General features: G+C 75.2%; 22 protein-coding genes and 1 riboswitch. Of the genes, 5 read left to right on the top strand and 17 right to left on the bottom strand.

The features are described 5' to 3' along the window. Positions 1 to 39: 39 nt before the first annotated feature. Genes cobC through cobM form a run of 6 tightly spaced genes read right to left on the bottom strand, consistent with a single transcriptional unit; the run spans position 40 to position 6,375 of the window. Positions 40 to 1,116, bottom strand: coding sequence for an Rv2231c family pyridoxal phosphate-dependent protein CobC (gene cobC / locus ACIQOE_RS00400; RefSeq protein ID WP_401408627.1), 1,077 nt, complete (start codon positions 1,114 to 1,116; stop codon positions 40 to 42). Continuing rightward, positions 1,106 to 2,029: a sirohydrochlorin chelatase gene (locus ACIQOE_RS00395; RefSeq protein WP_365555522.1), complete on the bottom strand. Its 924-nt coding sequence runs from the start codon at positions 2,027 to 2,029 to the stop codon at positions 1,106 to 1,108. Before ACIQOE_RS00395 ends, cobC begins: the two co-directional genes overlap by 11 nt. Next, a complete protein-coding gene (locus tag ACIQOE_RS00390) occupies positions 2,026 to 2,610 on the bottom strand; it encodes a precorrin-8X methylmutase (protein WP_351326166.1) in 585 nt (194 codons plus the stop codon). The genes ACIQOE_RS00395 and ACIQOE_RS00390 overlap by 4 nt, the downstream gene beginning before the upstream one ends. Next, positions 2,607 to 4,301, bottom strand: coding sequence for a precorrin-3B C(17)-methyltransferase (gene cobJ / locus ACIQOE_RS00385; protein ID WP_399008552.1), 1,695 nt, complete (start codon positions 4,299 to 4,301; stop codon positions 2,607 to 2,609). The genes ACIQOE_RS00390 and cobJ overlap by 4 nt, the downstream gene beginning before the upstream one ends. Beyond that, positions 4,298 to 5,530: a precorrin-6y C5,15-methyltransferase (decarboxylating) subunit CbiE gene (gene cbiE / locus ACIQOE_RS00380; RefSeq protein ID WP_401408622.1), complete on the bottom strand. Its 1,233-nt coding sequence runs from the start codon at positions 5,528 to 5,530 to the stop codon at positions 4,298 to 4,300. Before cbiE ends, cobJ begins: the two co-directional genes overlap by 4 nt. Next, on the bottom strand, positions 5,527 to 6,375 hold the full coding sequence (gene cobM, locus ACIQOE_RS00375; protein ID WP_401408619.1) for a precorrin-4 C(11)-methyltransferase: 849 nt from the start codon (positions 6,373 to 6,375) through the stop codon (positions 5,527 to 5,529). Before cobM ends, cbiE begins: the two co-directional genes overlap by 4 nt. 84 nt (positions 6,376 to 6,459) lie before the next feature. On the opposite strand from cobM, the gene ACIQOE_RS00370 reads away from it, so the two are divergent. Then, a complete protein-coding gene (locus ACIQOE_RS00370; protein ID WP_351326159.1) occupies positions 6,460 to 7,188 on the top strand; it encodes a ZIP family metal transporter in 729 nt (242 codons plus the stop codon). Between the two features lie 32 nt (positions 7,189 to 7,220). On the opposite strand, the gene cobI is transcribed toward ACIQOE_RS00370, so the two are convergent. From cobI to ACIQOE_RS00325, 9 genes are all read right to left on the bottom strand, one after another. Beyond that, positions 7,221 to 7,952, bottom strand: a complete 732-nt coding sequence (cobI, locus tag ACIQOE_RS00365) for a precorrin-2 C(20)-methyltransferase (protein ID WP_401408615.1) — start codon at positions 7,950 to 7,952, stop codon at positions 7,221 to 7,223. Then, the gene (locus ACIQOE_RS00360; protein WP_365555529.1) at positions 7,949 to 9,376 is read right to left on the bottom strand and encodes a cobyrinate a,c-diamide synthase; all 1,428 of its coding nucleotides are present in this window, start codon (positions 9,374 to 9,376) and stop codon (positions 7,949 to 7,951) included. Before ACIQOE_RS00360 ends, cobI begins: the two co-directional genes overlap by 4 nt. After that, positions 9,373 to 9,972, bottom strand: a complete 600-nt coding sequence (cobO, locus tag ACIQOE_RS00355; protein ID WP_351936793.1) for a cob(I)yrinic acid a,c-diamide adenosyltransferase — start codon at positions 9,970 to 9,972, stop codon at positions 9,373 to 9,375. Before cobO ends, ACIQOE_RS00360 begins: the two co-directional genes overlap by 4 nt. Further along, the gene (locus ACIQOE_RS00350) at positions 9,972 to 11,966 is read right to left on the bottom strand and encodes a putative cobaltochelatase (RefSeq protein ID WP_401408610.1); all 1,995 of its coding nucleotides are present in this window, start codon (positions 11,964 to 11,966) and stop codon (positions 9,972 to 9,974) included. Before ACIQOE_RS00350 ends, cobO begins: the two co-directional genes overlap by 1 nt. Continuing rightward, positions 11,963 to 15,631, bottom strand: a complete 3,669-nt coding sequence (gene cobN, locus ACIQOE_RS00345; protein ID WP_401408607.1) for a cobaltochelatase subunit CobN — start codon at positions 15,629 to 15,631, stop codon at positions 11,963 to 11,965. Before cobN ends, ACIQOE_RS00350 begins: the two co-directional genes overlap by 4 nt. After that, the gene (locus ACIQOE_RS00340) at positions 15,628 to 17,139 is read right to left on the bottom strand and encodes a cobyric acid synthase (RefSeq protein WP_401408604.1); all 1,512 of its coding nucleotides are present in this window, start codon (positions 17,137 to 17,139) and stop codon (positions 15,628 to 15,630) included. Before ACIQOE_RS00340 ends, cobN begins: the two co-directional genes overlap by 4 nt. Beyond that, positions 17,136 to 18,086: a cobalamin biosynthesis protein gene (locus tag ACIQOE_RS00335; RefSeq protein ID WP_365555539.1), complete on the bottom strand. Its 951-nt coding sequence runs from the start codon at positions 18,084 to 18,086 to the stop codon at positions 17,136 to 17,138. Before ACIQOE_RS00335 ends, ACIQOE_RS00340 begins: the two co-directional genes overlap by 4 nt. A gap of 98 nt (positions 18,087 to 18,184) precedes the next feature. Beyond that, a riboswitch (cobalamin riboswitch) is annotated at positions 18,185 to 18,328 on the bottom strand. A gap of 154 nt (positions 18,329 to 18,482) precedes the next feature. Then, positions 18,483 to 18,710, bottom strand: coding sequence for a hypothetical protein (locus tag ACIQOE_RS00330; RefSeq protein WP_351326144.1), 228 nt, complete (start codon positions 18,708 to 18,710; stop codon positions 18,483 to 18,485). 19 nt (positions 18,711 to 18,729) lie between these two features. Continuing rightward, entirely contained in the window at positions 18,730 to 19,962 is a 1,233-nt protein-coding gene (locus ACIQOE_RS00325) for an inorganic phosphate transporter (protein ID WP_351326142.1), read from the bottom strand. A gap of 260 nt (positions 19,963 to 20,222) precedes the next feature. Between ACIQOE_RS00325 and ACIQOE_RS00320 the strand changes: the two genes are divergently transcribed. The 3 genes from ACIQOE_RS00320 to ACIQOE_RS00310 all read left to right on the top strand — a co-directional run bounded on the left by ACIQOE_RS00320 (position 20,223) and on the right by ACIQOE_RS00310 (position 23,870). Continuing rightward, complete coding sequence (locus tag ACIQOE_RS00320; RefSeq protein ID WP_401408599.1) at positions 20,223 to 20,954, top strand: class II aldolase/adducin family protein; 732 nt, start codon at positions 20,223 to 20,225, stop codon at positions 20,952 to 20,954. A gap of 56 nt (positions 20,955 to 21,010) precedes the next feature. Beyond that, positions 21,011 to 22,138 carry an alpha/beta hydrolase family protein gene (locus tag ACIQOE_RS00315; protein ID WP_401408596.1) on the top strand — a complete coding sequence of 376 codons (1,128 nt, stop codon included), beginning with the start codon at positions 21,011 to 21,013 and terminating at the stop codon, positions 22,136 to 22,138. A 334-nt stretch (positions 22,139 to 22,472) separates the two neighbouring features. Beyond that, on the top strand, positions 22,473 to 23,870 hold the full coding sequence (locus ACIQOE_RS00310) for a hypothetical protein (RefSeq protein WP_351326136.1): 1,398 nt from the start codon (positions 22,473 to 22,475) through the stop codon (positions 23,868 to 23,870). A gap of 29 nt (positions 23,871 to 23,899) precedes the next feature. Here ACIQOE_RS00310 and ACIQOE_RS00305 read toward each other — a convergent pair whose 3' ends face one another. Together ACIQOE_RS00305 and ACIQOE_RS00300 are read right to left on the bottom strand one after the other, a co-directional pair. Next, positions 23,900 to 24,313: a VOC family protein gene (locus ACIQOE_RS00305; RefSeq protein WP_351326134.1), complete on the bottom strand. Its 414-nt coding sequence runs from the start codon at positions 24,311 to 24,313 to the stop codon at positions 23,900 to 23,902. A gap of 103 nt (positions 24,314 to 24,416) precedes the next feature. Further along, positions 24,417 to 25,307 carry a neutral zinc metallopeptidase gene (locus ACIQOE_RS00300; protein WP_365570229.1) on the bottom strand — a complete coding sequence of 297 codons (891 nt, stop codon included), beginning with the start codon at positions 25,305 to 25,307 and terminating at the stop codon, positions 24,417 to 24,419. Positions 25,308 to 25,515: 208 nt separating this feature from the next. Between ACIQOE_RS00300 and ACIQOE_RS00295 the strand changes: the two genes are divergently transcribed. Then, positions 25,516 to 26,337, top strand: coding sequence for a hypothetical protein (locus ACIQOE_RS00295; protein WP_401408591.1), 822 nt, complete (start codon positions 25,516 to 25,518; stop codon positions 26,335 to 26,337). Positions 26,338 to 26,409 lie beyond the last annotated feature (72 nt).

The following is a 26,409-nucleotide window of genomic DNA, read 5'->3' as shown; positions in this document are numbered from 1 at the left end:
CGACGGTCGATCCACAACGGCGCGCGGTCCCCGCTCTCCTCACCCCCGGACCAGGGTCAGCGCCCGGTCCAGCGCCTGCAGGAACCCGTTCACCGTCGCGCGGTCCCGGACGGCTATCCGCATCCACTCCTCGTCCAGGCCGGGAAACGTGTTCCCCCGCCGCACCGCGTAACCCAGCACCCGCAACTGCCGCCGCACCGCGGCCGCCCGTGCCATCCGCACGAGCACGAACGGCCCCTCCGCGGGCCCCGCCACCCGTACCCCCTCCGGCGCGAACTCCTCCAGACCCGCGACCAGATGGGCCCGGTCGGCCGCCGCCCGGTGCGCCGCGTGCGCCGCCTCCGCCAGCGCCCGGGGCGCCACGCACGCCTCGGCCGCCACCAGCGCCGGCGCCGACACCGGCCACAGCGGCTGCGCACGGGCCAGCCGCTCGACGGTCCCAGGACCGGCCAGCACGTAGCCGATCCGCAGTCCGGCCAGCCCCCACGTCTTCGTCAGGCTGCGCAGCACCACGAGCCCCGGCACGTCGGTCCGCCCCGCCAGCGCCTCCCGCTCGCCCGGCACCGCGTCCATGAACGCCTCGTCCACCACCAGCGTCCGCCCGGTCCGGGCGAGCCGGGCGACGGTGCCGGCGGGGTGCAGCACCGACGTCGGGTTCGTCGGATTGCCGATGACCACCAGGTCGGCGTCCTCCGGCACGGCCGCCGGATCGAGCCGGAACCCGTCCTCCTCCCGCAGCAGCACCCGGCCCACGGTGTGCCCCGCGTCCCGCAGCGCCGTCTCCGGCTCGGTGAACTGCGGATGCACCACCACCGGCCGGCGCACCTCCAGCGCCCGCGCCAGCAGCACGAACGCCTCCGCCGCGCCCGCCGTCAGCAGCACCCGCTCCACCGGCAGCCCGTGCCGCGCCGCGACCGCCGCCCGCGCGGCCCGCCCGTCGGGATAGGCGGCGAGAGCGCCCAGCGACCCGGCGATCCGCTCGCGCAGCCAGACCGGGGGCGTACCCGACCGCACGTTGACCGCGAGGTCGACCAGGGCGGCACCGTCGTCACGGACCTCGGCGTCGCCGTGGTGCCGCAGATCGTACAGACCCCCCGGGGCGCCGTCAGTGCGCATGCGCGTGCCCGCCGTGGTGGTGGTGCCCGTGCTCGTGACCGTCGTCGTCGGGGTGGAAGTGCGGCTGCTGCGGCAGCCCCACCTTGTCCTCGAAGCCGGGCATCGCGATCCGGTACACGCACGAGTCGCAGTTCATCCGCACCTGGTCCGCGGCCGCCTCCCGGTACCGCTCCATCACCAGGTCGAGGAGTTCCGGCTCGGGCCCGATGACGTCGGCCGAGCGCACCTCGGCCTCGGGGTGCGCGGCCGCCCAGCCCTCGGTCTGCTGCCGCACCCGCTCCGGCAGGATGCCGGTGAACAGGAAGTACGGCAGGACGACGATCCGCCGCGCCCCGAGGCGCAGGCACCGGTCGAGTCCGCTCGGCACGTCCGGCGCGGCCAGCGACACGAACGCCGTCTCCACCCCGGCGTAGCCGCGCCCCTCCCACAGCAGCCGCGCCGCCCTGTGCACCTCGGCGTTGGCGTCCGGGTCCGTGGAACCCCGGCCCACCAGCAGCACGGTCACGTCCGCCCGGTCCAGCGGGGCGCGTCCGCCGCCGGCGCCCAGCACCTCGTCCAGGCGCCGCTCCAGCACGGCAAGCAGCGCCGGGTGCGGGCCCAGCGGACGCCCGTAGGTGTACGAGATCCCCGGGTGGCGTTCCTTCTCGCGGGCCAGCGCGGCCGGGATGTCGCCCTTGGCGTGCCCGGCGGAGACCAGCATCAGCGGAACGGCGGCGAAGCGCCGGACGCCCCGCTCCACCAGGTCGCTCACCGCCTCGCCCAGCGGCGGCGGGGACAGCTCGATGAAGCCGCCGGCGACGGGCAGTTCGGGATTGCGGCGCCCCAGCTCCCGGACGAAGGCGCGGAACGCCTCGGCCCCGGCTTCGTCCCGGGTGCCGTGGCCGGCGATGAGCAGGGCGGGCGGGGTGGTCACGGGGTCTCCTCGGAAGTGGGGTGGTACAGCAGGGCGTTGAGTGCGGCGGCGGCGACCGCCGAGCCGCCCTTCTCGGACACGTTGCTCACGGCGGGCAGCCCGCTCGCGCGCAGCGCGGCCTTGGACTCGGCCGCGCCGACGAAACCGACGGGCAGACCGATGACGAGCGCGGGAGCGGCGTCCAGGGTCAGCAACTCCTCCAGCGCGGTGGGCGCGTTGCCGATCACCCACAGGGCGCCGGGCCCGACCTGCTCGTGGGCGAGCCGGATCGCGTGCGCCGAACGGGTCAGCCCGGGACGGGACTCGGCGTCGCGCAGCCGGCACACCGTCTGGCGGCGGGTGATCCCGGCGGCCACCATCTCCACGTCCACGACCACCGGCGCCCCGGCGTGCAGCGCGGCGTGCGCCGCCGCCAGGTCGGCCTCGTCCGTCACCAGGTCGGCCGCGTACTCCAGGTCGGCCGCGGAGTGGATGACCCGTTCCACCACGGCGCGGGTCAGCGGCGGCAGGTGCGAGGTGTCCAGGCGGGCCCGCAGCCGCCGGTAGGACTCCTCCTCGATGGGGTGGACGACCCGGTTCACTCGGCCTCCTTCGAAGCGCTCTCCTGCCACCGGTACCCGCGCGGGGTGACCATGCGCCCGGCGACGTTCCGGGTCGCGGTGTTGCCGACGGTCACGACGGTCATCATGTCCACCCACGCCGGATCCAGCCCGCCCAGGGTGGTCACCCGGCTCGACTCGTCGGGGCGCGAGGCGTTGCGGACGACACCCACGGGCGTGGTCGGCTCGCGGTGCCCGGCGAGGATCGAGAGCGCCTTCGGCAGCTGCCAGTCGCGGCCCCGCGAGCGCGGGTTGTAGAAGGTCACCACGAGGTCCGCCTCGGCGGCGGCCCGCACCCGGCGCTCGATGACCTCCCACGGAGTGTGCAGGTCGGACAGGCTGATGGAGACGTGGTCGTGGCCGAGCGGCGCGCCGAGGACCGCGCCGGCGGCGAGCGCCGCGGTGACGCCCGGGACACCGATCACGTCGATGTCGTCGGAGGCCTCGGCGAGAGCGGGCGAGGCCATCGCGTACACGCCGGCGTCACCGCTGCCGATCAGCGCGACGGCGTGCCCGGCCCGCGCCTCGGCGACCGCGGTCCGCGCCCGCTCCTCCTCCGCGCCCAGCCCGGACTCCAGGACCCGGGTGCCGGGCCGCAGCAGGTCGCGGATCTGGTCGACGTACTGGTCGAGCCCGACGAGCACGGAGGCACGCCGCAGTTCGGCCCCGGCACGCGGGGTGAGCAGGTCGCGGGCGCCGGGGCCCAGCCCGACGACCGCCAGCCGGCCGCGCGGCGGCCGCCGGACCACGGCACAGGTCGCCATCGCCGGCCGGGCGGCCGACTTCGTTTTGGGGACGAGGAGTTCGCCGCCGCGCAGCAGGGCCGCGGCCTCCGCGACGGACGGCGTGCCGACGGCGGCCAGGGGCGCCTTCGACGGGTGGGGGACCGGCACCCGGGCCAGCTCCTCGGCGGCGTACGTCACCAGGGGCACCCCGAGCCGCGCGGCCGCCGCCACGATGCCGGGCTCCTCGGCCTTGGCGTCGACGGTGGCGAGTTCGGCGACGCTGCGCGGGGACAGCCCGGCGTCCCGCAGCGCCCCCTCGACGAGCGCGTACACCTCGTCGGCGGGGGCGCCCCTGGACGCGCCGACGCCGACCACCAGGGACGGCGGCCGCAGCAGCACCTCGCGCTCGCCGGGTTCGGCCGCGCGGTCGGTCAGCCGGACCGTGTACGCCCCCTCCGCGGCGAACGGCAGCGCCGGCAGCGGCCAGGCCGCGTCGGCGCGCAGGGCGACCGGTTCGCCGTCCAGGAGGGCCCGCGACACGGCCGCCACCGAGCCCTCGACCGGGAAGCCGAGGGTGTCCAGGCCGGGCAGCCCGACGGCGTCCGTCGCCGTGGTCACCACCGGCTGCGCGGCCAGCAGCTCGGCGACCTCACGGGCGAGTTCGTTGGCGCCGCCCGCGTGCCCGCCGACCAGGGACACGGCGAACCGGCCGCCCTCGTCGACGCAGACCACACCCGGGTCGGCGGTCTTCTCGCCCAGCAGCGGGGCGATCAGCCGGACCACCGCGCCGGTGGCCAGGAAGCACACCAGCTGCCCGCATTCCGCGAACGCGGACCGCACGGCGTCCCCGACCGGACCGTCGTACACCCGCGTGCGGTCCGGCCACGCCGCGGCCAGCCGGTCGCGTGCCGCCGCCCCCGCCGCGGTGGCGGAAATCAGGCCGATCACTGAGCAACTCCTTCTTCGGAACGGGGGATGCGATTCCCCCACAGCAGGAACACGGGATTGGCCGCCGCCAGCCGCGTGACATCGCCCGGCAGCGGCGCCAGGCGCGACGACTGCAGCAGCACCCCGTCGCAGGAGAACCCGGCGCCGGTCAGCGCCTCGCGCGCGGCCGGCACCCGGTCCAGCGCGGCCAGCGCGACCACCACCGTCCGCCGGGCCCGCAGCGCGCAGGCGCCGACCACGGCGGGCAGTTCACGGCCGCCGCCGCCGACGAACACGGCGTCGGGATCGGGGAGTTTGCCCAGGGCGTCCGGTGCCGTGCCGTGCACCACGTCCACGTACACGCCGTGCGCCCGCGCGTTGGCCGCGATCCGTCCGACGCCGTCGGCGGTCTTCTCCACGGCGACGGCGGCCGCCCCGAGCCGCGCGCACTCCACCGCCACCGACCCGGAACCCGCGCCGACGTCCCAGACCAGGTCGCCGAGGCGCGGTCCGAGCCGGGCCAGCGCCAGCGCCCGCACCTCGAACTTGGTGATCATCGAGTCCCGGTGGGCGAACTCGCCCTCGTCCAGGGCCCAGCCGGCCGGTTGGTCCGGCACCCCGGCGACCGTGCGCACCGCACCGAGCGCCCGCGCCGGGTCCAGGCACAGCACCACGCTGACGTCCGCCCCCCAGTCCCGGCCCGCGGCCTCGGCGGGCGTGACCCGTTCCACCCGCTCCCGCTCCGGATCCCCGAGCGCGCTCGCCACGACCAGCACCCGGTCCGCGGGCACCGCGGCCGCCAGCTCCGCCGGCCCGGCACCCGGACCCGTCAGCACCGCCACCTTCGGATGCGCCCGGCACACGTGGACCGCGGTACGCGGCCGCCGCCCGTGGGCGCTCACCACCACCGCGTCGTCCCAGGGCAGCCCGGCCCGTGCGAACGCGGCGGCCACCGAGGACACCCCGGCCCGCACGTCCAGCAGCTCCGGCCCGAACCGCTCGGCCAGCGCCCGCACGATCCCGAAGAACCCGGGGTCGCCGGAGGCCAGCACCGCCACCGGCCGGTCCGCGGCGACGTACCGCGCGACGGCGTCGAGGGCCGGTGCCAGCGGCCCGAGCACGATCCGCTCGGCGCCCTGCGGCAGCCGGGCCGCGTCCAGGTGCCGACGCCCGCCGACCACCAGCCCGGCCCCGGCCAGCGCGTCCGCGGGGAGCGGCGCGCCCGTGCCCGTACCGAAGACCGTGATCACGTACTCGCCCCCCGTTCCCGCAGCTCACGCCGGGCCTCGGGGTCGGCCTTGCGGAACCCGTGGAAATGGCCGGGGTGGTAGAGGTGCGAGCGGGTGCCGTGCGCCTCCAGGGCGGGGCCGACCAGGAACAGGGTGTGCTTCCAGAGCTTGTGCTCCTTGACCGTCTCCTCCAGCGTCCCGATCGTGCACCGCACGACCAGTTCCTCCGGCCAGGTCGCCTGGTAGGCGACGATCACCGGCGTCGACGTCGGATAGCCGCCCTCCAGCAGCTCCCGGACCAGCTGCCCGCTGCGCGCTGCCGAGAGGAAGACGGCCATGGTGGTGCCGTGCCGGGCGAACTCCCGGACCTCCTCGCCCGGCGGCATCGGCGTCTTGCCGCCGCCGAGCCGGGTCAGCACCACGGACTGGGCGACCTCGGGAATGGTCAGCTCGCGCTGCGCGAGCGCGGCGACCGCCGAGAAGGAGGACACCCCGGGCACGATCTCGACCTCGACGCCGATCCCGGCGCACCGGTCGACCTGCTCCTGGGTGCCGCCCCACAGGGCCGGGTCCCCGGAGTGGATCCGGGCGACCCGCAGCCCCTCGGCGCGGGCCCGCTCGTACACCGCGACGACGGCCTCCAGCGACATCGTGGCGGAGTCGAGGATCTCCGCGCCCTCGCGCGCGTGCTGGAGGACCTCGGCCTGGACCAGGCTCGCCGCCCAGATCACCACGTCGGCCTCGGCGATCGCGCGCGCGGCCCGGAACGTCAGCAGGTCGGCGGCGCCGGGACCGGCACCGACGAAGGTCACCTTGCCGGCGGGGGCGCCGCCGGGGACAGCGGCGGAGGCAGCGGCATCGGCCATGGAAATTCGGTCCTCTCTGGACAAAGGGTGTTACGGGTGCTGCTCGATGTGCGCTGGGGCCGGTCGATCGGATAGCAAGGGCACATGGCGGTCTTCGTCGCGCTCGGCGCGTTCCTGATGACGCTGGCCGGCGGCTGGACGGCACAGCGCGTGACCGACCGTCGCCACCTGGTCCTGGGCCTGGCCGGCGGACTGATGCTCGGGGTGGTCGGCCTCGACCTGCTGCCGGAGGCGCTGCGCGCGGCCGGCCGGGAGGTCTTCGGCGTGCCGGCCGCCCTGCTGCTCTTCGTGGCCGGGTTCCTGCTGGCCCATCTGGTGGAACGCACCCTGGCGCTGCGCCAGGCCGCGCACGGCGGCGCCGAGCACGGTCACCGGGCGCCCGAGGTGGGCCTGACGGCGGCCGGCGCGATGGTCGGGCACAGCGCGATGGACGGCGTGGCGATCGGCGCGGCCTTCCAGGTCGGCGGCGGCATGGGCACCGCGGTCGCGCTGGCCGTGATCGCCCACGACTTCGCGGACGGCTTCAACACGTTCACCCTCACGAGCCTCTACGGCAACGCGCGCCGCCGGGCGGTGGCCATGCTGGTCGCCGACGCCTGCGCGCCCGTCCTCGGCGCGCTGTCCACCGTCTTCGTCACCGTCCCCGAAGCCGTGCTCGGCGGATATCTCGGCGTCTTCGGCGGGGTCCTGCTCTATCTCGCCGCCGCCGAGATCCTCCCCGAGGCCCACCACGAACACCCGGCCCGCTCCACCCTGCTGTTCACGGTGGCCGGCGCCGCCTTCATCTGGCTGGTGGTGGGCATCTCCGGCTGAGCCCCCCGGCCCGGCCGGGCGCGCCGGGGCGGTCACAGTTTCCCGCCTCTGTCGCCGTCCCGGCGCGGCGGCGCGATGAGCGTCGACAGGTACGGCAGCGGGGCGCCGTCGAGGTCGGCGGCGGGCCGGATGGACTCCTCGTCCAGACCCAGCGCCGATCCCCACACGGCGTCCTCGGTCCGCCCGGTCTCCCGCAGCGCCTCGGCGACCGCGGCGGCGTGCCGCCCGAACTTGTACGCCACGACCGTCCCCGGCCCGCTCAGCGCGTCCTTCAGCACCTCGGTGCCCGCCGTCACCGGCACCAGCGTCAGCGGCTCGGTCCCCTCGGTGAGCACGGCACCGGAGCGGGCGGCGAGATCCTGCATGGCGGTGATGCCGGGCACGGTCTCCACGACGACGCCCGGGACCAGCCCGGCGATGGTCTGCGCGAGGTAGGTGAAGGTCGAGTAGACGTTCGGGTCCCCGATGGTGGCGAAGGCGACCGTGCCGTGCCCGCGCAGCAGCTCGGCGACCCTGGCACCCGCCGCGTCCCAGGCGGCCGCGCGCCGGTCCCGGTCGCTGCGCTCGTTCAGCGCGAACACGACCCGGACGACCTTCTCGGCGCCGACGTAGTGCAGCACGGTGGCCTCGGCGCGGCCCCGCTCCCCGGTGTCCATCACGGGCACCACGACGACGTCGGCCGCGCGCAGGGCGCCCACGCCCTTCACGGTCACCAGCTCGGGGTCGCCCGGACCCACCCCGACCCCGATCAGCCTGCTGCTCATGACGTCCGGCACCTCTCCACGAACCTCCGGGCCACACCGGGCTCGGACGCCCAGTGCGTGTGCAGGTAACTCGCGTGCACACCCCGCTGTACAAAACCCTCGACGCGCGGCCCGGGAGTACGCACTCCCCAGGCGGGCGCCGCACCGGCCCCCGGCTCGACCACGGTCCGGTGGAACTCGTGCCCGCGCATCCGCGTTCCGGCGGCGGCCAGCACACTGTCGTGCACGGCGACGGCGTCCCGGTAGCCCAGGGTGAGCCGTTCGGACATCCGCCCGCCCGCGTCCAGCACCCCGCACATCGGCAGCCCGTCCAGCTCACGGCAGAGGTAGAGCAGCCCGGCGCACTCGGCGGCCACCGGGGCGCCGCTCGCCGCGAGGGCGGCGACCGCCTCGCGCAGCGGCTCGTTGGCGGACAGCTCGGCGGCGTACACCTCGGGGAAACCTCCGCCGACCACCAGCCCGGCCGTCCCGTCCGGGAGCCGCTCGTCCCGCAGCGGGTCGAACGGCACGACCTCGGCACCGGCGGCGGCCAGCAGCTCGGTGTGCTCGGCGTAGGAGAAGGTGAAGGCGGCCCCGGCGGCGACCGCGACGACAGGAGCGCCGGCCGTCCCCGACGGCGATTCGTCCGGCGTCCGCGGAGGCGACCCTCCGGGCCGCGGCGGCGTCCCCGCGGCGACGGCACCGGCGACCGCCTCGGCGGCGTCCCAGGCCGCGCCAGGCACCGCCCGCGCGCCCCGCGCCAGCTCCAGCAGCGCCTGCAGGTCGCAGCCGGCGGAGACCTGCGCGGCCATCGCCGCCACCGCGTCCACCGCCGCGGCGCGCCGCTCGGCGACCGGCACCAGCCCCAGGTGCCGCGAGGGCGTGTCCACCTGGGGGACCCGCCGCAGCACCCCGAACACCGGCACCCCGGAGGACTCCAGCGCCTCCCGCAGCAACTCCTCGTGCCGGTCGGACGCCACCTTGTTCAGGATCACGCCGCCGACCCGGACCCGCGGGTCCCAGGAGGCGAACCCGTGCACCAGCGCCGCCACCGACCGCGACTGCGACGACGCGTCCACGACCAGCACCACCGGGGCGCCGAGCAGTCTGGCGACATGGGCGGTGGACGCCAGCTCGCCTTCCCCCGCGGCCCCGTCGTACAGCCCCATCACGCCCTCGACGACGGCGAGGTCGCAGCCCCGCGCGCCGTGCGCGAACAGCGGCCCGACCAGATCGGGGCCGCACAGGTACGCGTCGAGGTTCCGTCCCACCCGCCCGGTCGCGAGCGTGTGGTACCCGGGGTCGATGTAGTCCGGTCCGACCTTGTGCGGGGACACGGCGAGCCCCCGCGCGGCGAACGCGGCCATCAGCCCCGTGGCGACGGTGGTCTTGCCGCTGCCGGACGACGGCGCGGCGACGACCAGCCGTGGGACGGAGGACGTCACCACTCGATGCCCCTCTGCCCCTTCTGCCCCACGTCCATCGGGTGCTTGACCTTGGACATGTCGGTGACGAGGTCGGCGAGGTCCACCAGCTTCTCCGGCGCGTTCCGTCCGGTGATCACCACGTGCTGGTTCCCGGGCCGGCCGCGCAGCACCTCGACGACCTCGTCGGTGTCCACCCATCCCCAGTGCATCGGATACGCGAACTCGTCGAGCACGTACAGCTGGTACGTCTGCGCCGCCAGGTCCCGCTTGACCTGCTCCCAGCCCTCGCGGGCCTTCTCCTCGTTGTCCATCTGCGCGTCGCGCTGGACCCAGGACCAGCCCTCGCCCATCTTGTGCCAGGCGACGGAGCCGCCCTCCCCGCTGTCGCCGAGCACCCGCAGCGCCCGCTCCTCGCCGACCTTCCACTTCGCCGACTTGACGAACTGGAACACCCCGATCGGCCACCCCTGGTTCCAGGCGCGCAGCGCGAGCCCGAACGCGGCGGTGGACTTCCCCTTGCCGACGCCCGTGTGCACGACGACGAGCGGGCGGTTACGGCGCTGACGGGTCGTCAGTCCGTCGTCCGGTACGACACTCGGCTGTCCCTGCGGCATTACGCGGCCCTCCTCTGCACGTCCTTGACCAGCCCGGCGATCGAGTCCGCGCGCAACGCGTCGAGCGTCACCGCGGCACCGCCCAGCTCACCCGCCAGCTCACCGGCGAGCCCGAGCCGCACCGGGCCCGACTCGCAGTCCACGACCACCGCGGCGACCCCGTCGGCCGCGAACAGCCGGGCCGCCCGGCCCGCGAGCGCGACCGGCTCGGGACCGCCGGTGGCCCGCCCGTCCGTCACCACGACCACCAGCGCGCGGCGCGCCGGATCCCGCAGCCGCTCCACCCGCAGCACCTCGTGCGCCTTGAGCAGTCCCGCGGCCAGCGGCGTGCGCCCGCCGGTGGGCAGCGCCTCCAGACGGGCCGCAGCCGCGTCCACCGACGAGGTCGGCGGCAGCGCCACCTCGGCGGCCGAGCCCCGGAAGGTCACCAGACCCACCTTGTCGCGCCGCTGGTAGGCGTCGAGCAGCAGGGACAGCACGGCACCCTTCACGGCGCTCATCCGCTGCCGGGCCGCCATCGACCCGGACGCGTCGACCACGAACAGCACGAGGTTCCCCTCGCGGCCCTCCCGGGTCGCCTGCCGCAGATCGTCCCGCCGGAGAACCAGGCCGGGACCCGACCGCCCGCGGGCCCGCTGGTGCGGGGCCGCGGCCTGCACGGTGGCCGCCAGGTGCAGCTTGGTCAGGGCACCCCGGGGCCGCCGGGCACCCGTCGTCCGCCCGTGCTCGGTGCGCGCCCGGGACCGCCGCCCGGCGGCGCCCGCGCCGATCCCCGGCACGGTCAGCACCTTGGTGCGGAACGGCTCCGCGGCCCGCGACGGCGCCTGCTCGCCGGAGCCGCCCGAGGCCTGCGGCTCGCCGTCCTCGCCCGCCTCGGGCCGGGCGCCCGTGTCACCGCCCTGCGGGCCGCCGTCGTCGGGCGCCGGCCCGCCGCCGCCTCCGCCGGGACCGTCCGGGTCGGGATCCTCGTCCTCATCCTCGCCGGAGAACTCCTCCAGCGTCCGGTCCAGCTTGTCCTCGTCGAGGCCCGGCGCGTCGAAGGGGTTGCGGCGCCTGCGGTGCGGCAGCGCGAGCAGCGCGGCCTGCCGGACGTCCTCCGCCAGCACGTCGGTCCGCCCGGCCCAGGCGGCCAGCGCGGTCGCCGTCCTCGCCATCACGATGTCGGCGCGCATGCCGTCCACCTCGAAGGCCGCGCAGGTCGCCGCTATCTGCCGCAGCGCCCCGTCGCCCAGGCGCACCGACGGCAGCAACGACCGTGCCGCGACGATCCGTTGCCGCACCGCGGTCTCCTCGCCGTCCCAACGGGCCGCGAAGCCCGCCGGGTCGTCGTCGTAGGCGAGCCGCCTGCGGACCACCTCCACCCGCTGGTCGGGCTCGCGCGAGGCGGCCACCTCCACGGTGAGGCCGAACCGGTCCAGCAACTGCGGCCGCAGCTCGCCCTCTTCGGGGTTCATGGTGCCGACGAGCAGGAACTTCGCCGCGTGCCGCACCGAGACGCCCTCGCGCTCCACGTAGGAGGCGCCCATCGCCGCCGCGTCCAGCAGCAGGTCGACCAGGTGGTCGTGGAGGAGGTTGACCTCGTCGACGTAGAGGATGCCCCGGTGCGCGTCGGCCAGCAGACCCGGCTCGAAGGCCTTCACGCCCTCCGCCAGGGCCCGTTCGATGTCGAGGGCGCCGACCAGCCGGTCCTCGGAGGCGCCGACCGGGAGTTCGACCATGCGGGCCGGGCGGGTCTCGAAGGCGCCCGGCGGGGTGTGGGGGCCGTCCGGGCAGGCCGGGTCCGGGGCGTCCGGGTCGCAGGAGAACCGGCAGCCCGCGACCACGTCCACGGTCGGCAGCAGCACCGAGAGGGCGCGTACCGCGGTGGACTTGGCGGTGCCCTTCTCGCCGCGCACGAGCACACCGCCGACCGCCGGCGAGACGGCGTTCAGCAACAGCGCCAGCCGCAGGTCGTCCTGGCCCACGACGGCCGTAAAGGGGAAGGGGGTGGTCACTGGTCGCCCTCCAAGTCGCCTTCCAGCTCCAGATAGGTGGCGCGCAGCCGCTCCAGGGTGTCCGCGTCCGGTTCGGCCCACAGGCCCCGGTCGGCGGCCTCCAGGAGCCGTTCGGTGATGCCGCGCAGCGCCCACGGGTTGGACTTCTTCATGAAGTCCCGGTTCTCGGCGTCGAAGACGTACTCGGCGCTCAGCTTCTCGTACATCCAGTCGTCCACGACCCCGGCGGTGGCGTCGTAGCCGAAGAGGTAGTCGACGGTCGCCGCCATCTCGAAGGCGCCCTTGTAGCCGTGCCGGCGCATGGCCGCCATCCAGCGCGGGTTGACCACCCGGGCCCGGAAGACACGGTGGGTCTCCTCGCCCAGGGTGCGGGTGCGCACCTGGTCGGGGGTGGCCGAGTCGCCGACGTACGCCTCGGGGTTCTCGCCGGTCAGGTGGCGCACCATCGCCACCATCCCGCCGTGGTACTGGAAGTAGTCGTCGGCGTCGACGAGGTCGTGCTCACGGGTGTCCACGTTCTTCGCGGCGACCGCGATCCGCCGGAACGCGGTCTCCATGTCCCCGCGGGCCGCCCGCCCGTCGAGCCCGCGCCCGTAGGCGTACCCGCCCCAGACCGCGTACACCTCGGCGAGGTCGGCGTCGGAGCGCCAGTTGCGGGCGTCGATCAGCGGCAGCAGGCCCGCGCCGTACGCGCCCGGCTTGGAGCCGAAGATGCGGGCGGTGGCGCGCCGCCGGTCGCCGTGTCCGGCGGTGTCCTCGTCGGCGTGGGCGCGCACGAAGTTGCTCTCGGCGGGTTCGTCCAGGTCGGCGACCGCGCGTACGGCGTCGTCGATCAGCCCGACCACGTGCGGGAACGCGTCCCGGAAGAAGCCGGAGATCCGGACGGTGACGTCGATGCGCGGCCGCCCGAGTTCGCCGAGCGGCACCACCTCGAAGCCGGTGACGCGCCGCGAGGCGTCGTCCCAGACCGGACGGCAGCCCAGCAGCGCCAGGATCTCGGCGATGTCGTCGCCCTGGGTGCGCATCGCGGAGGTGCCCCACACCGTCAGTCCGACGGACTTCGGGTAGTCGCCGGTGTCCTGGAGGTAGCGCTGCACCAGCGAGTCGGCCAGCGACTGGCCGACCTCCCAACTGAGCCGCGAGGGGATGGCCTTGGGGTCGACCGAGTAGAAGTTCCGGCCGGTCGGCAGGACGTTGACCAGGCCACGGGTCGGGGAGCCGGACGGCCCGGCCGGGACGTAACCGCCGTCGAGCGCCTTGAGGATGTGGCCGATCTCGTCCGTGGTGCGGGCCAGCCGGGGCACGACCTCCGTGCAGGCGAACTCCAGCACCGCGACGGCGTCCGGCAGTTCGGTGCCGAGGACGTCACGGACGAGGGAACGGCCGTCCGCGACCGACCAGCCGCGCTCCTCCATCCCTTCCGCGATCCGCCGGCACAGCTGCTCCAGCAGGTCGACGGCGTCGGAGGCGGTGCGCGCGGGACCCTCGACGAGGTCGGACAGCTCCGCCGGCACCTTCACCGGCGCGCCGGGCTCGGCGAGCAGTTCCTTCTCGGCCAGGCCGAAGTGGGCGGCCAGCGCGGCCCTGAGGCCGGGCAGCGCGTTCGCCTGCCCGCCCCACACCTGGGAGGCCCGCAGCACGGCCAGCACCAGGTTCACCCGCGCCTCGCCGACCGGGCCGCCGCCCAGGATGTGCAGGCCGTCGCGGATCTGGACGTCCTTGATCTCGCACAGGTAGCCGTCGATGTGCATGACGAACTCGTCGAAGTCGGCGTCGTCCGGCTGGTCGTCGACGTGCAGGTCGTGGTGGAGCTCGGCCGCCTTGACCAGCGTCCAGATCTGCGCGCGCACGGTGGGCGCCTTCGCCGGGTCGAGGTCGGAGACCAGCGCGTACTCGTCGAGCAGCTGCTCCAGCTTGGCCAGGTCGCCGTAGGTGTCGGCGCGGGCCATCGGCGGGACCAGGTGGTCGACGACGGTGGCGTGCCCGCGCCGCTTGGCCTGGGTGCCCTCGCCGGGGTCGTTGACGATGAACGGATAGATCAGGGGCAGGTCGCCGAGGACGGCGTCCGGCGCGCAGCCGGCGCTCAGCCCGAGGCCCTTGCCGGGCAGCCACTCCATGGTGCCGTGCTTGCCCATGTGCACGATCGCGTCCGCGCCGAAGCCCCCCTCCGACGGCGGGGTCTCCAGCCAGCGGTAGGCGGCCATGTAGTGGTGCGAGGGCGGCATGTCCGGGTCGTGGTAGATCGCGATCGGGTTCTCGCCGAAGCCGCGCGGCGGCTGGATCATCACGACAACGTTCCCGAACCGCAAGGAGGCCAGGACGATGTCCTCGCCGTCGACGTAGAGGGAGCCCGGCGGCTCGCCCCACGCCTCGGTCATCGCCTCCCGCAGCCGTGGGTCGAGCTTTTCGAACCACGCCCGGTAGTCGGCGAGCGGCACCCGCGCGGGCGCCGAGGCGAGCTGTTCCTCGGTCAGCCACTCCACGTCGTGCCCGCCGGCCTCGATCAGCCGGTGGATCAGCTCGTCGCCGCCGGAGGGGTACTCCGTGACGCCGTAGCCGGACTCCTTCAGGGCGTCCAGGACCCGGACCGCCGACGCGGGGGTGTCCAGGCCGACGGCGTTGCCGACCCGGGAGTGCTTGGTCGGGTACGCGGTGAAGACCAGCGCGACGCGCTTGTCCGCGTTCGGCTTGTGCCCGAGCCGTGCGTGCCGGACGGCGATCCCGGCGACGCGCCCGGCCCGTTCGGGGTCGGCGACGTACACCGGGACGTCGTCGGGACCCTGTTCCTTGAAGGAGAACGGGACCGTGATCAGACGGCCGTCGAACTCCGGGATGGCGACCTGCATGGCCGCGTCCATGGGGGACAGGGCGGCGTCCGACGCGTCCCAGGCCTGCCGGGAGGAGGTCAGGCACAGGCCCTGCAGCACCGGCACGTCCAGGTCGGCGAGGGCCCCGATGTCCCAGGCCTCCTCGTCACCGCCGGCCGACGCCTGCGAGGCGTGGGTGCCGCCGGCCGCCAGCACGGTGGCGATCAGCGCGTCGGTGCCGGCCAGGATCTCGAACAGCCCGGCGTCCGCTCCGCGCAGTGAACCGCAGTACACCGGAAGGGCGTTGGCGCCCCGAGCCTCGATCGCCTCGCACAGGGTGTCCACGAAGCCGGTGTTGCCGCTGAGTTCGTGGGCCCGGTAGAAGAGCACGCCCACCGTGGGGCGGTCCGGGCGGATCTCGTGGCCGCCGTGCACGCCGAACTCGGGCATCTTCCGCGGCTCGGCGAACCCCTCGCCGGTCAGCAGCACGGTGTCGGACAGGAACCGGGACAGCTCCAGGAGGTTCTCGGGACCGCCCTCGACGAGGTAGCGCAGCGCCTCCGCGACCACACCGGCCGGCACCGACGACTCGGCCATCAGCTCGGCGTCCGGCACGGTCTCGCCGCCGAGCAGCACGGTCGGGATGCCGGAGGCCCGGAGCGTGGCGAGCCCGTCCTCCCAGGCCCGCTTGCCGCCGAGCAGCCGTACGACCGCGATGTCCGCGCCGTCGATCAGCGCCGGCAGTTCCGCCGCGACGTCGACGCGCGTCGGATTGCCGATCCGGTAGCCGGCACCGGAGGCGGCGCGGGCCGCCAGCAGATCGGTGTCGGCGGTCGACAACAACAACACAGTGCTCATGCGGGTGCTCCCGGTGGAATGAAGGGCAGTCCTTGCGGCGCGCCCGACTCGATGAGCCGCCAGAGCGCGTCGGTGTCCGCGTGCTGTTCGATCAGGTCGCCGAGCCGGTCGAGCTGCTCCTCGCGCAGCGCGGCGAACGAGGTGTCCGGGGCGGGCACGAACCGGCGGCCCGCGGCGGCCGCCACCTCGCGCAGGAAGGCCCGGCGGAAGCCGTCCGACTCCAGCGAGCCGTGCCAGTGGGTGCCCCAGGTCTGCCCGACCCGGCAGCCGTCGAGGAAGGTCTCGCCGCCGGTCACCTCGGCGACCCCGTGATGGATCTCGTACCCCTCGACCCGCTCGCCGAGGGCCTCTCCGACGGGCCGGGTGAGGGTCTTCTCGCGGGCGAACCGGACCCGCACGGGCAGGACGCCGAGCCCGTCGACCCGGCCCGTGCGGCTCTCGACGTCGTCCTCGATCCGTTCGCCGAGGACCTGGAAGCCGCCGCAGATGCCGAGCACCGGCCGCCCCTCGGCGGCCCGGCGCCGCAGCGCGTCCGCGAGCCCCCGCTCGTGCAGCCATTCCAGGGCCCGGACCGTCCCGCGGGTGCCGGGGACGACGACGAGGTCGGCGTCGGCCAGTTCCTCCGGCCGGTCCACGAACCGCACCACGACGCCGGGTTCGGCGGCCAGCGCGTCCACGTCGGTGAAGTTGGACATCAGGGGGACGGCGCAGACCGCGACCCGCAGGACGTCCTCGCCGACGGGCGGGGCGAGGCTCGACTCGCGCACGGTGCCCCGCAGCGACACCCGCAGCCCGTCCTCCTCGTCGATCCCGAGCCCGTGCCGGAAGGGCAGGACGCCGTAGGTGTGCCGCCCGGTGAGGCCGTGCAGCATGTCCAGGCCGGGCTCCAGCAGGGAGACGTCGCCGCGGAACTTGTTGACGAGGAACCCGGCGACGAGGGCCTGGTCCTCGGGGGAGAGCAGGGCGACGGTGCCGAAGAAGGAGGCGAACACGCCGCCGCGGTCGATGTCGCCGACGACGAGCACGGGCATCCGGGCGTTGCGCGCGATGCCCATGTTCACGATGTCCGTCCGGCGCAGGTTGATCTCCGCGGGACTGCCCGCTCCCTCGCAGATCACCGCGTCATACGTGCCCCGCAGCGTGCTGAGGCAGTCGAGCACGGTGCCGAGCAACTGCTGCTGGCGTCCGCCGTGGTAGCCGCGCGCGCTCATCTCCCCGACGGGCTTGCCGAGCAGCACGACCTGGCTGCTGCGTTCGCCGCCCGGCTTGAGCAGCACGGGGTTCATCGGCGCGGTCGGCTCGATCCGGCAGGCCTGCGCCTGCATGGCCTGCGCCCGCCCGATCTCGGCGCCCTCGCGCGTGACGAAGGAGTTGAGGGACATGTTCTGCGCCTTGAACGGCGCGACCTTGACGCCCTGCCGTACCAGCCACCGGCAGATGCCGGCCGTGACGACGCTCTTGCCGGCGTCGGAGGTGGTACCGGCCACCAGGAGACCGCCGTTGTTCATGACGTCCTTCCCGACGGCCGTCCGCGCAGCAGCGCCCCGGCCGCGCTCACCCCGAGCGCCAGCCATCCCACCCGGCGCGACAACCGCACCGCCCGCTCGATGTCGGCGACTTCCACGGTCCGTCCCTCCCCGTTCAGCACCGGCCGGTGCTCGACGCGCCCCCCGTACGACAGCGTTCCCCCGAGCCGTACCCCGAGGGCGCCCGCGAACGACGCCTCCACCGGGCCGGCGTTGGGGCTCGGGTGCTTCGCCGCGTCGGACCGCCAGGCCCGCAGGGCGCCGCGCGGGTCGGTTCCGGCGACGGCGGCCAGGACGGCGGTCAGCCTGGCTCCCGGCCAGCCCGCCACGTCGTCCAGCCGCGCCGAGGCCCACCCGTACCGCCGGTAGCGGGCCGACCTGTGGCCCACCATGGCGTCCAGGGTGTTGACGGCACGGAAGCCGAGCAGCCCCGGCACTCCGCCGACGGCTCCCCACACCAGTGCGCCCACGACGGCGTCGCTGGTGTTCTCGGCGACGGACTCCACGACGGCCCGGGCGATCCCGTCGGCGTCCAGGGCCTGCGGATCGCGCCCGCACAGGTGCGGCAGCCGGGCCCGTGCCGCCTCGACGTCCCCGGCCCGCAGGGCGCGCCCGATGACGTCCGCCTCACGGGCGAGCGAAGTGCCGCCGACGACGGCCCAGGTGGCGGTCGCGGTGAGCACGACGGACGCGGCGGCCGAGGGGCGTACGGCCCGCTGGGCGAGCGCGCCCAGCGTCACGGCGCCGCCCGCGCAGACCGCGGTGTGCAGCGCGCCCCAGCCGCGGTGGTCCCGCCACAGCACCCGCTCGACGGCCCCGGCCGCGCGTCCGAACGCGGCGACCGGATGGCCGCGGCGCGGATCGCCGAGCAGCAGGTCGCCGAGAAGGCCGGCGGCGGCGCCGTACGCGAAGACGCGACCGGCACCCATCGGCTCAGCCCGCCGCGGGGGCGGGAAGGGGCCTGGTTCTCAACCTCGTTCGGCAGCCGCGCATGGCGAATTGTCCTCACTCAGGGTGTCCACGCCCTGGTTCGACGAGAACGGCGGTGAGAGTTCCTGGCTCGCGGGGCTGCTACCCCGGTGACAGTGGCGGGACCGCGCCGGATTCGCACCGGCTTCCTCTCATGCCGCCGTACTTGGCTCCGGAAGTCCACCACGCCCCCGGAAGACCCGTCAACTTGCCGTTGACCTGCGAGGGGAGTGTGTGGGAAGGCCCACACCGGTGGTTCGGAGGGGGCCCGTGGGGGCATGCCGAAGGCTCCCTCCCGGCGGACCGGGAAGGAGCCTTCGGTGGTGCGGGCGTTCGGCCGGTCCGGCCCCGCGGGGTCAGGACTTGGCGACGATCAGATGGATGCCGTAGGCCACGGCGACCGCGCAGGCCGCGAAGCACAGGTAGGCGGCGGTCACGGCCAGCGCCGCGGAGTTGCCCTGGGCGACGGCGCGTTCGCGGGCGGAGAGGCCTTTGATGCCGAGGGTGAAGAGGGCCACCATGCCCACGGTGACCACGAGGCTGACGCCGAGGACGGAGCCGATGGCTGCCCAGTCGATGTTCATGTCGGTTCTTCCTCGGGTGTCAGACGGTCGCGGCCGGGTCGGCGGCGGGAGCGGCGGGGGAGGGGATGGTGGCCGTCAGGCCGTCCGTGACCGGGCCCGCGGGCGGCGGGGTGACGGCGGCCATCGCCGCGGTGACCACGCCGGCCGGCTCCGCGGTGTCGTTGACGTTCGCGCTGTCCACCACCTCGCGGCGGGACAGCTTCCAGATCGCGGCGCTGGAGGCGACGAGGAAGACGGCGACGGCCGCGGTGCCCCAGTCGCCGAGGTCCGTCACCGACTCGGCGAGCGCGCCGACGACGGCGGCCGCGGGGAGGGTGAGCACCCAGGCGACCATCATCCGGGTGGCGGTGGACCAGCGGACCGTGCCGCCCTTGCGGCCCAGGCCCGCGCCCATCACGGAGCCGGAGACGACGTGCGTGGTGGAGAGGGAGAAGCCGAGGTGGGAGGAGGCCAGGATGGCGGTGGCCGCGCTGGTCTGGGCGGCGAAGCCCTGCTGCGGCCGGAGGTCGGTCAGGCCCTTGCCCATGGTGCGGATGATCCGCCAGCCGCCGATGTAGGTGCCGAGCGCGATCGCCAGGCCGGCGGAGAGGATGACCCAGGTGGGAGGGTTCGAGCCGGGGGCGATGGTGCCGCCCGCGACCAGCGCGAGGGTGATGATGCCCATCGTCTTCTGCGCGTCGTTGGTGCCGTGCGCGAGGGAGACCAGGCCGGCGGAGGCGATCTGGCCGGCGCGGAAGCCCTTGCGGGTGGCGTTGTCGTCGGCGTCCTTGCCGATCCCGTAGGACAGCCGGGTCGCCAGCAGGGCCGCGAGGCCCGCGACGACGGGGGCGGCGACCGCCGGGAGCAGTACCTTGGTGACCAGGACGTCGCCGTGGACCGCGCCGAAGCCGGCGGAGGCGACGGTGGCGCCGATCAGGCCGCCCATCAGGGCGTGCGAGGAGCTGGAGGGCAGGCCCACCAGCCAGGTCACCAGGTTCCAGAGGATCGCGCCGACGAGGGCGGCGAAGATGACCTCGGGCCGGATGCCGTTCTCGTCGACGAGGCCCTTGGAGATCGTGTTGGCGACCTCCACGGAGAGGAAGGCGCCCACCAGGTTGAGCGCGGCGGACATGGTCACCGCGATCTTGGGCTTGAGCGCACCGGTCGAGATGGTCGTGGCCATCGCGTTGGCGGTGTCGTGGAAACCGTTCGTGAAATCAAACGCGAGTGCGGTCACGACCACAATCGCGAGGATCAGCGAGAAGTTTTCCATTTACCCGAACAATCTTTAGAGGTCATCGGCTGTTGGACCGTAGGCAACCTGGGTGAACGGAAGATGAACTGAGTCGGTCACCATGGTGACCGAAATCGACTTCTGGGTGCCCGCGCGCGGGACGGGGTGCGGCCGCCGGCCGGCGGCGGGTCCGCCGGCCCTGTCGCCCGTTGGCCGGCGGCCCCCGGCGGGCGCCCTCGGCCGCCCCGCGAAACCGCCGAAGAGATTCCGGTCACCCGGCGGCCTGACAGGATCGGGTCATGGCTGAGCAGCGGCGGGACGGGCGGGACGGAGACGGACACGGCGGCGCACCGGACGGATCCGGGCCGCCACGGCGTGCGGCCGATGCCCAGGAGGCGGCGGCCTGGCGCGAACTCGTCGCCACCGCCCGCCGCACGGTGGCCGACGGACTGGTCGTCGGCACCTCCGGCAACGTCTCGGTCCGGGTCGGCGACACCGTACTGGTGACACCGTCGGGCGTGCCGTACGACCGCCTCACCCCCGCCGACGTGACGGGCGTCGACCTCGCCGGGCGCCAGGTCCTCGGCACCCTCGTCCCGACCAGCGAACTGCCGATGCACCTCGCGGTCCACAACAGCACGGACGCGGGAGCCGTCGTGCACACCCACGCCGTCGCCGCGACGGCCGTCTCCACCCTCGTCCCGGAACTGCCGCTGATCCACTACATGGCCGCCGCGCTCGGCGGACCCGTCCGGGTCGCCCCGTACGCGACCTACGGCACCGCGGAACTGGCCGCGAACATGCTCCGCGCCCTCGCCGGACGCTCCGGCTGCCTCCTCCAGAACCACGGCACGGTCACCTACGGCGCCACCCTGGCCCAGGCCTTCGACCGCACGGCCCAGCTGGAGTGGATGTGCCGCGTCTGGCTGACGGCCTCCTCGGTGCCCGGCCTGACCCCCGCCCTGCTCTCGCCGGACCAACTGGCCGAGGCGGCGGAGCGCCTGCGCGGATACGGCCGGCAGCCGGGCTGAACCCGGCAGGACCGCCTCCGCTGGCCGTCGTCCCGGTCCGCCCCGACACTGGACAGGTGCGCCCAGTCAAAGTCACCACGGCCGCCGTCGGTGCCGTACTCGCCGCCGGCGCGGCCGGGGTGGCCGCGGGGCGGTTCGCCAGCGACGCCGCCCTGAAGGCCACGCCCGGCCGGCCCCTGCCCACCGAGCCCCGGCTCACCGTGCACGGCACCGGAGCCGGCCGCGTCACCCTCACCCGGGACCTCGCCTCGCTGCGCCCCGGCACCTACGGCCTGGCCGGCGACGGCACGCACGCCGTCGTCGGCGCCGTCCTGGAGTCCGCCGCGACCACCCCGGACACCGTCGTACGGCGGCTGGAGCGGGTGACGCACGGCAGCCTCGAAGCCGGCGACAAGGTCTGGCTCACCCCCAACGTCCACATCGGCAACCCGGGCGCGGCCCTCGGGCTGGACCACGCGGACATCGACATCCCCGGCGAACTCGGCGCGCTGCCCGCCTGGTTCGTACCCGGCTACCGGGACACCTGGGTGATCGCGGTGCACGGCCTCGGCACCACCCGCGAACTCGCGATGAACGTCATGCGGTTCCTGCACGGCCGCCGCCTGCCGGTCCTCGCCCTGGCCTACCGCGGCGACCTCGGCGCCCCGCGCCCTCCCGACGGCCTCAGCCACCTGGGCGAGAGCGAGTGGCGCGACCTGGACGCGGCGATCCGCTACGCCGTCCGCTACGGCGCCCGCCGCGTCGTCCTGTACGGCTGGTCCACCGGCGCCACCATGGCGCTGCGCGCCGCCGCCCACTCGTCCCTGCGCGAGCGGGTCTCCGGACTCGTCCTGGACTCGCCGGTGCTCAACTGGGAGGCCACCCTGCGGGCCCTCGCCCAGGCCCGGCACACCCCCGACGCGCTGCTGCCGCTCGCGGTGCGCGCCGCCCAGGGCCGCGCGGGCCTGCACGCCGACCACGGCGGCGACCTCGTCGAGGCGGACCAGCCCGCCGTGCCCACCCTGATCGTCCACGGCCCGGACGACACGGTCGCCCCCTGGGTGTACTCCCGCAGGCTGGCCGCCCGGCACCCCGACCTCATCGCCCTGCACGCCGTGCCGGACGCGCCGCACGGAGCCATGTGGAACCCCGACCCCGAGCGGTACGAGGAGCGGCTGCGCCGGTTCCTCACGCCTCTCATGTGAGGCCGGCCCACCCCCGCGTTCCCGCGAGCCGGGTCCTGGTCCGCGGCCCGTCCGGCCGGTGTCCGGACCGTCTCCTGCCTCGTCCGGGCATGAGGCGGAGGCCCTGGTTCCAGTCGGTCGCGGAGGTTCCGTTTAAGGCCGTACCACTGGCCTGAACATGTCTCCCCGCCTCCCCTCGGGCCCCGTGCGTTGGCCAGCCCCGTCGCCCGCCGTGACATTCCGTTTGGGTTTTCGGACCGTCAACCGGAAGACTGCACCCGTGACGTCCCGTATCCCGCGCGACTCAAGGCTTCGACTCGTCCGAACGCGACCCCTGGCCGCAGCCCCCCGAGCGATGAACCAGCGGCCCGCGCGCCGCCCCGCACCCCGCCCGCCCGAGGGCACCCCGGCCCCCGCCGAGCTGGCCAGAATGGCGCGGTCCGGGCTGGCCGGAGCGGCCCGGGTCGCCCACTGGGCGGACACGGCCCTGGGTCCGGGCAGCGACGTGACCGGTGACGGCAAGGCCACCCTCTCCGAGGCGTCCGCCGAACGCGCGTCCGACGATCTGGGCCTGACCGTGGCTCAGGTCCGCGCCGACTGGGACACCGCCCGCCTCGCCGGCCTGGTCGAGGTGCACGGCGACAGCGCGCGCCCCGGCTGGCGCCTGCGGGCCTGGGACCGGGACGACAGCGCCGTGCTGCGCGGCTGGGTCGCCCTCTTCGACGCCTGGTCGCTCGCCCACCCGGAGCCGGCCGAGTTCGAGGCCGCCGCCGTCGCCGAGGTCGTCTCGGCCATGCCCCAGGTGCTCTCCTTCCTCCAGCTGTCCGCCGGTCCCGTCCCCGTCGAGCAGCTTCTGGACCTGCTCCGGCAGCGGGTCACCGAACTGCGCACCGAGCGCTGCGAGGTCTCCTACGAGACGGAGGCCGGGACCGGCGCCGTGGACGCGTCCGCCGCCGTCCCCGTGCCCGCCGCCGTGCCCGCCGGCGGCACGGGCCTCGCGGACCGGGCCGACGACCCGGCCCCCGCCGAGGAGGCCGAGCTGGCCCCCCTCCTCGACTGGTCCCTGCACGCCCTCGCCTCCGTCGGCGCGCTGACCTGCGGCGCCGGCCAGGCCACCCTCACCCCGCTGGGCAGCTGGGCGGTCTGGGTCAAGCTGGAGCAGATCTGCGTGGCCGCGCAGAGCCCCGCGGGGAACATCGAGGTCGCCGCCGAGGAGATGCTGCGCGGCTGCGCCCAGCTCCGCCCCAACGCGGCCCGCGCCGAGTACCGCGCCTGGCTCGCCGCCCGCCCCGTCGGCAGCGCCGTCGCCGAACTCGTCGCCGCCGCCCGGGGCGAGGACGCCCTGCTGCGCGGTCTGGCCTTCGAGGCGCTGCGCGTGGTCGGCGCCCCCGCCGAACCGGACGTCCACGCGGTCGTCGACGAGCCCACCCTGCGGCCTTACGCGCTGCTGTGGCTGGCCGAGCACGACGGCGTCGACCCGGAGGACGCCCACGAGGTGCTCACCCGCGAGGAGGCCACCTGGCTCTGGGTGGACACGGCCGCCGCCGTCGCCGACCACGGCGAGGCGCCGATGCTGGTCCGGCATCTGGAGTCGGCGCTGCAGCCCACCGTCCCCGTGCTCCTCGACGAGGTGCGCGCCGTCGGTCACCCGCGCACCGTGCAGGTCCTGGTCGCCCTCGCCGCCGCCCACCCCGACCCCGCGCTGGCCAAGGCCGTCCGCCGGGCCGCCTTCCAGGTGCACACCGGAGGCTGACGGGACGCGCGGGACGGGGCGGGGCGGGATCAGGCCGTTATCTCCGGGGCGTAGGTGCCGAAGCTCCAGATGTTGCCCTCGACGTCCCGGGCCATGTAGTCCCGCGAGCCGTAGTCCTGGTCCGTCGGAGGCATCAGGATCTCCGCGCCGTGGTCCACGGCCCGCTGGTGGTGTGTGTCGACGTCGTCCACCACGACGTACACCCCGGTCGGGCCCGCTCCCTCGAGCGCCGCGTCGAAACGGCCGCCGCGGCCCTTGGAACCCAGCATGACCGCGCCGTTGCCCTGGACCAGCTCGGCGTGCAGCACCAGGCCGTCCTCGCCCTCGTACACCGACAGCTCCGTGAAGCCGAAGGCCTCCGTCAGCTGTCTGATCGCCGCCTTCGCGTCCGCGTACAGCAGTGACGGATAGATGCTCGGCCGTCCGCCCATCGTGCCTGCCATGCCGATCACTCCCCTCCTGTGCCGGTCCTCCGCAGGCCGTCGTCCGGCCCGCCGCACAGTTTGGCACCCGGCACCGACAACGCCGCGGCCGAAGGCGCCCGGCTCACCGGAAGGTGTCGCACTGCGCCATGTCCCCGGTCCGGTAGCCCTGGTAGAACCAGTCCTGGCGCTGCCGGGCCGACCCGTGCGTCCAGGTCTCCGGCGTCACCCGGCCCTGGAACCGCTCCTGGATCCGGTCGTCGCCCACGGCCGCCGCCGCGTCGAGCCCGTCCCGGATGTCGGCGTCCGTCAGGCTGGTGATCAGCGGCCGGCCCGTCGACGGGTCCTTCGTGGTCGTCGCGTGCCGTGCCCACACCCCGGCGTAGCAGTCGGCCTGGAGCTCCACGCGCACCGCGTTGCTGTTCGCGCCGGTCATGTTGTCCTGCGACCTGCCCAACGTGCCCATCAGGTCCTGCACATGGTGCCCGTACTCGTGCGCCACCACGTACGCCTGCGCGAACGGGCCGCCGCTCGCGCCGAACTTGGACCGCAGCTCGTCGAAGAACCCGAGGTCCAGGTAGACCTTCCGGTCGCGCGGGCAGTAGAACGGCCCGACCGCCGAGGTCGCCGTGCCGCACGCGGTGGCGACCCGGCCGGTGAAGAAGACCGTCGGCGCGTTCGTGTAGACGCCGCGGCGCTGCTGGAACTCCTGCTTCCAGAAGGCCTGCACGCTGTTGACCACCGCCACCATCCGGCAGTCCTCCCGGGTGTTCGCGTCCCGCCCGGTACGGCAGCTCTGCTGCACCTGCGCCAGCGAGGACGAGGCCGGTGAGGGCGCGCTGTCGCCGGAGGAGAGACCCAGCTGGTCCGGTCCGACACCGAAGAACAGGCCGAGGAGCAGCGCGATCAGCCCGGCGAGGCCGCCGCCGATGGTCGCCCGCCCGCCCGGCACACGGCTGCCGCGCACGTCCTGCACCTCGGAGGTGTCCAGGTTCGCGTCGTCGTCGAACTGCATGGGGCACCGCCTTCTGCTCGCACCGTCCCCTGCATCCACCTTGCGCCATCCCGGCCCGCTCTTCGCGTCGATGGCCGGGCGACCGCCCGATCGGGCGACGTCCCGCCCCGCCCCCGCGTCACGCCCGCCGCCGCCGTACGGCCGTGACTACGCTCTGCGCCTGATCATGGGACGAGGACGCCCGCCCTGGGCGCCGAAGGGGGGAGCGGTGCCCGTTCTGCCACTCGGAGCGGCCCCGCCGTCCGCCGCGGCGGACGGCCGCCGGTCCCGGCCCGCCACGGCCGCCGGCCCCCGCCGGGCCGCCCCGGTGGCCGTTCACGCCGGCCCCCGCGGGCCGGTTCCCGTCCCGCGCGCGGCGCCCGCCCGGCCCGTCACCCTCGTCCTGCTGCTGGCGGGCCTGCTGGCCGGCGCCGCCGTCCTGTGCGCGGTCCGGCAGGACCGGCCCGCCCCCTACGGCGACCACCTCACCCCGGGCCCGGCCGCGCGCACCGCCCGCGCGCACGGCACGGCGGTCGAGGCGTACGACGGGCGGACCCTGCGGTGGCGCTACGCGCGCGCGGGCCGCCGTCCGCTGAGCGTGCTGCCCGCGCGCGGGCACGCCATCGCCGTGTGGGACGACGGGCTGGTCACCGACACCGACGGCCGCTCCGTGCGCTGGCACCGGGCCCTGCCCGCGGCCACCGGCTGGCTCCGCCGCCAGGGCGGCACCGGCGTCCTGCGCCCCCTCGGCCGCGGCATCCTCGCGGTCGTCACCCCGGACCGCATCGCCGCCTACCGCACCGCCGACGGCGACCTGCGCTGGGTGCTGCCCGCCCGCGCGGGCTGCGCGTTCCGTCCCGAACGTGCCGTACGTCACGGCCCGGCCCTGCTCGTCGCCCAGCCCTGCGCGGACGGCGCGTGGACCGCGCAGCTCATCGCCGTGGACGACCTCGGCCGGATCGTCCCGGACCGCGCGCCGCTCGGCAACGACCGCCCCGGCACCGGTCCCACGGGCCCGCGCACCGGAAAAGCCCTTGCGCCGCCCCGTTAGACTTGGCCCATGGCCATTCTCCTCGCGCATTAGACGGCGGGAACGTCCTCAGCCGCCCACCCGTCAAACCCC

Origin of the sequence: Streptomyces sp. NPDC091282, from assembly GCF_044757385.1 — a bacterium.
Lineage (GTDB): Bacteria > Actinomycetota > Actinomycetes > Streptomycetales > Streptomycetaceae > Streptomyces > Streptomyces gramineus.
This window is presented reverse-complemented; position numbering and strand designations above follow the sequence as displayed.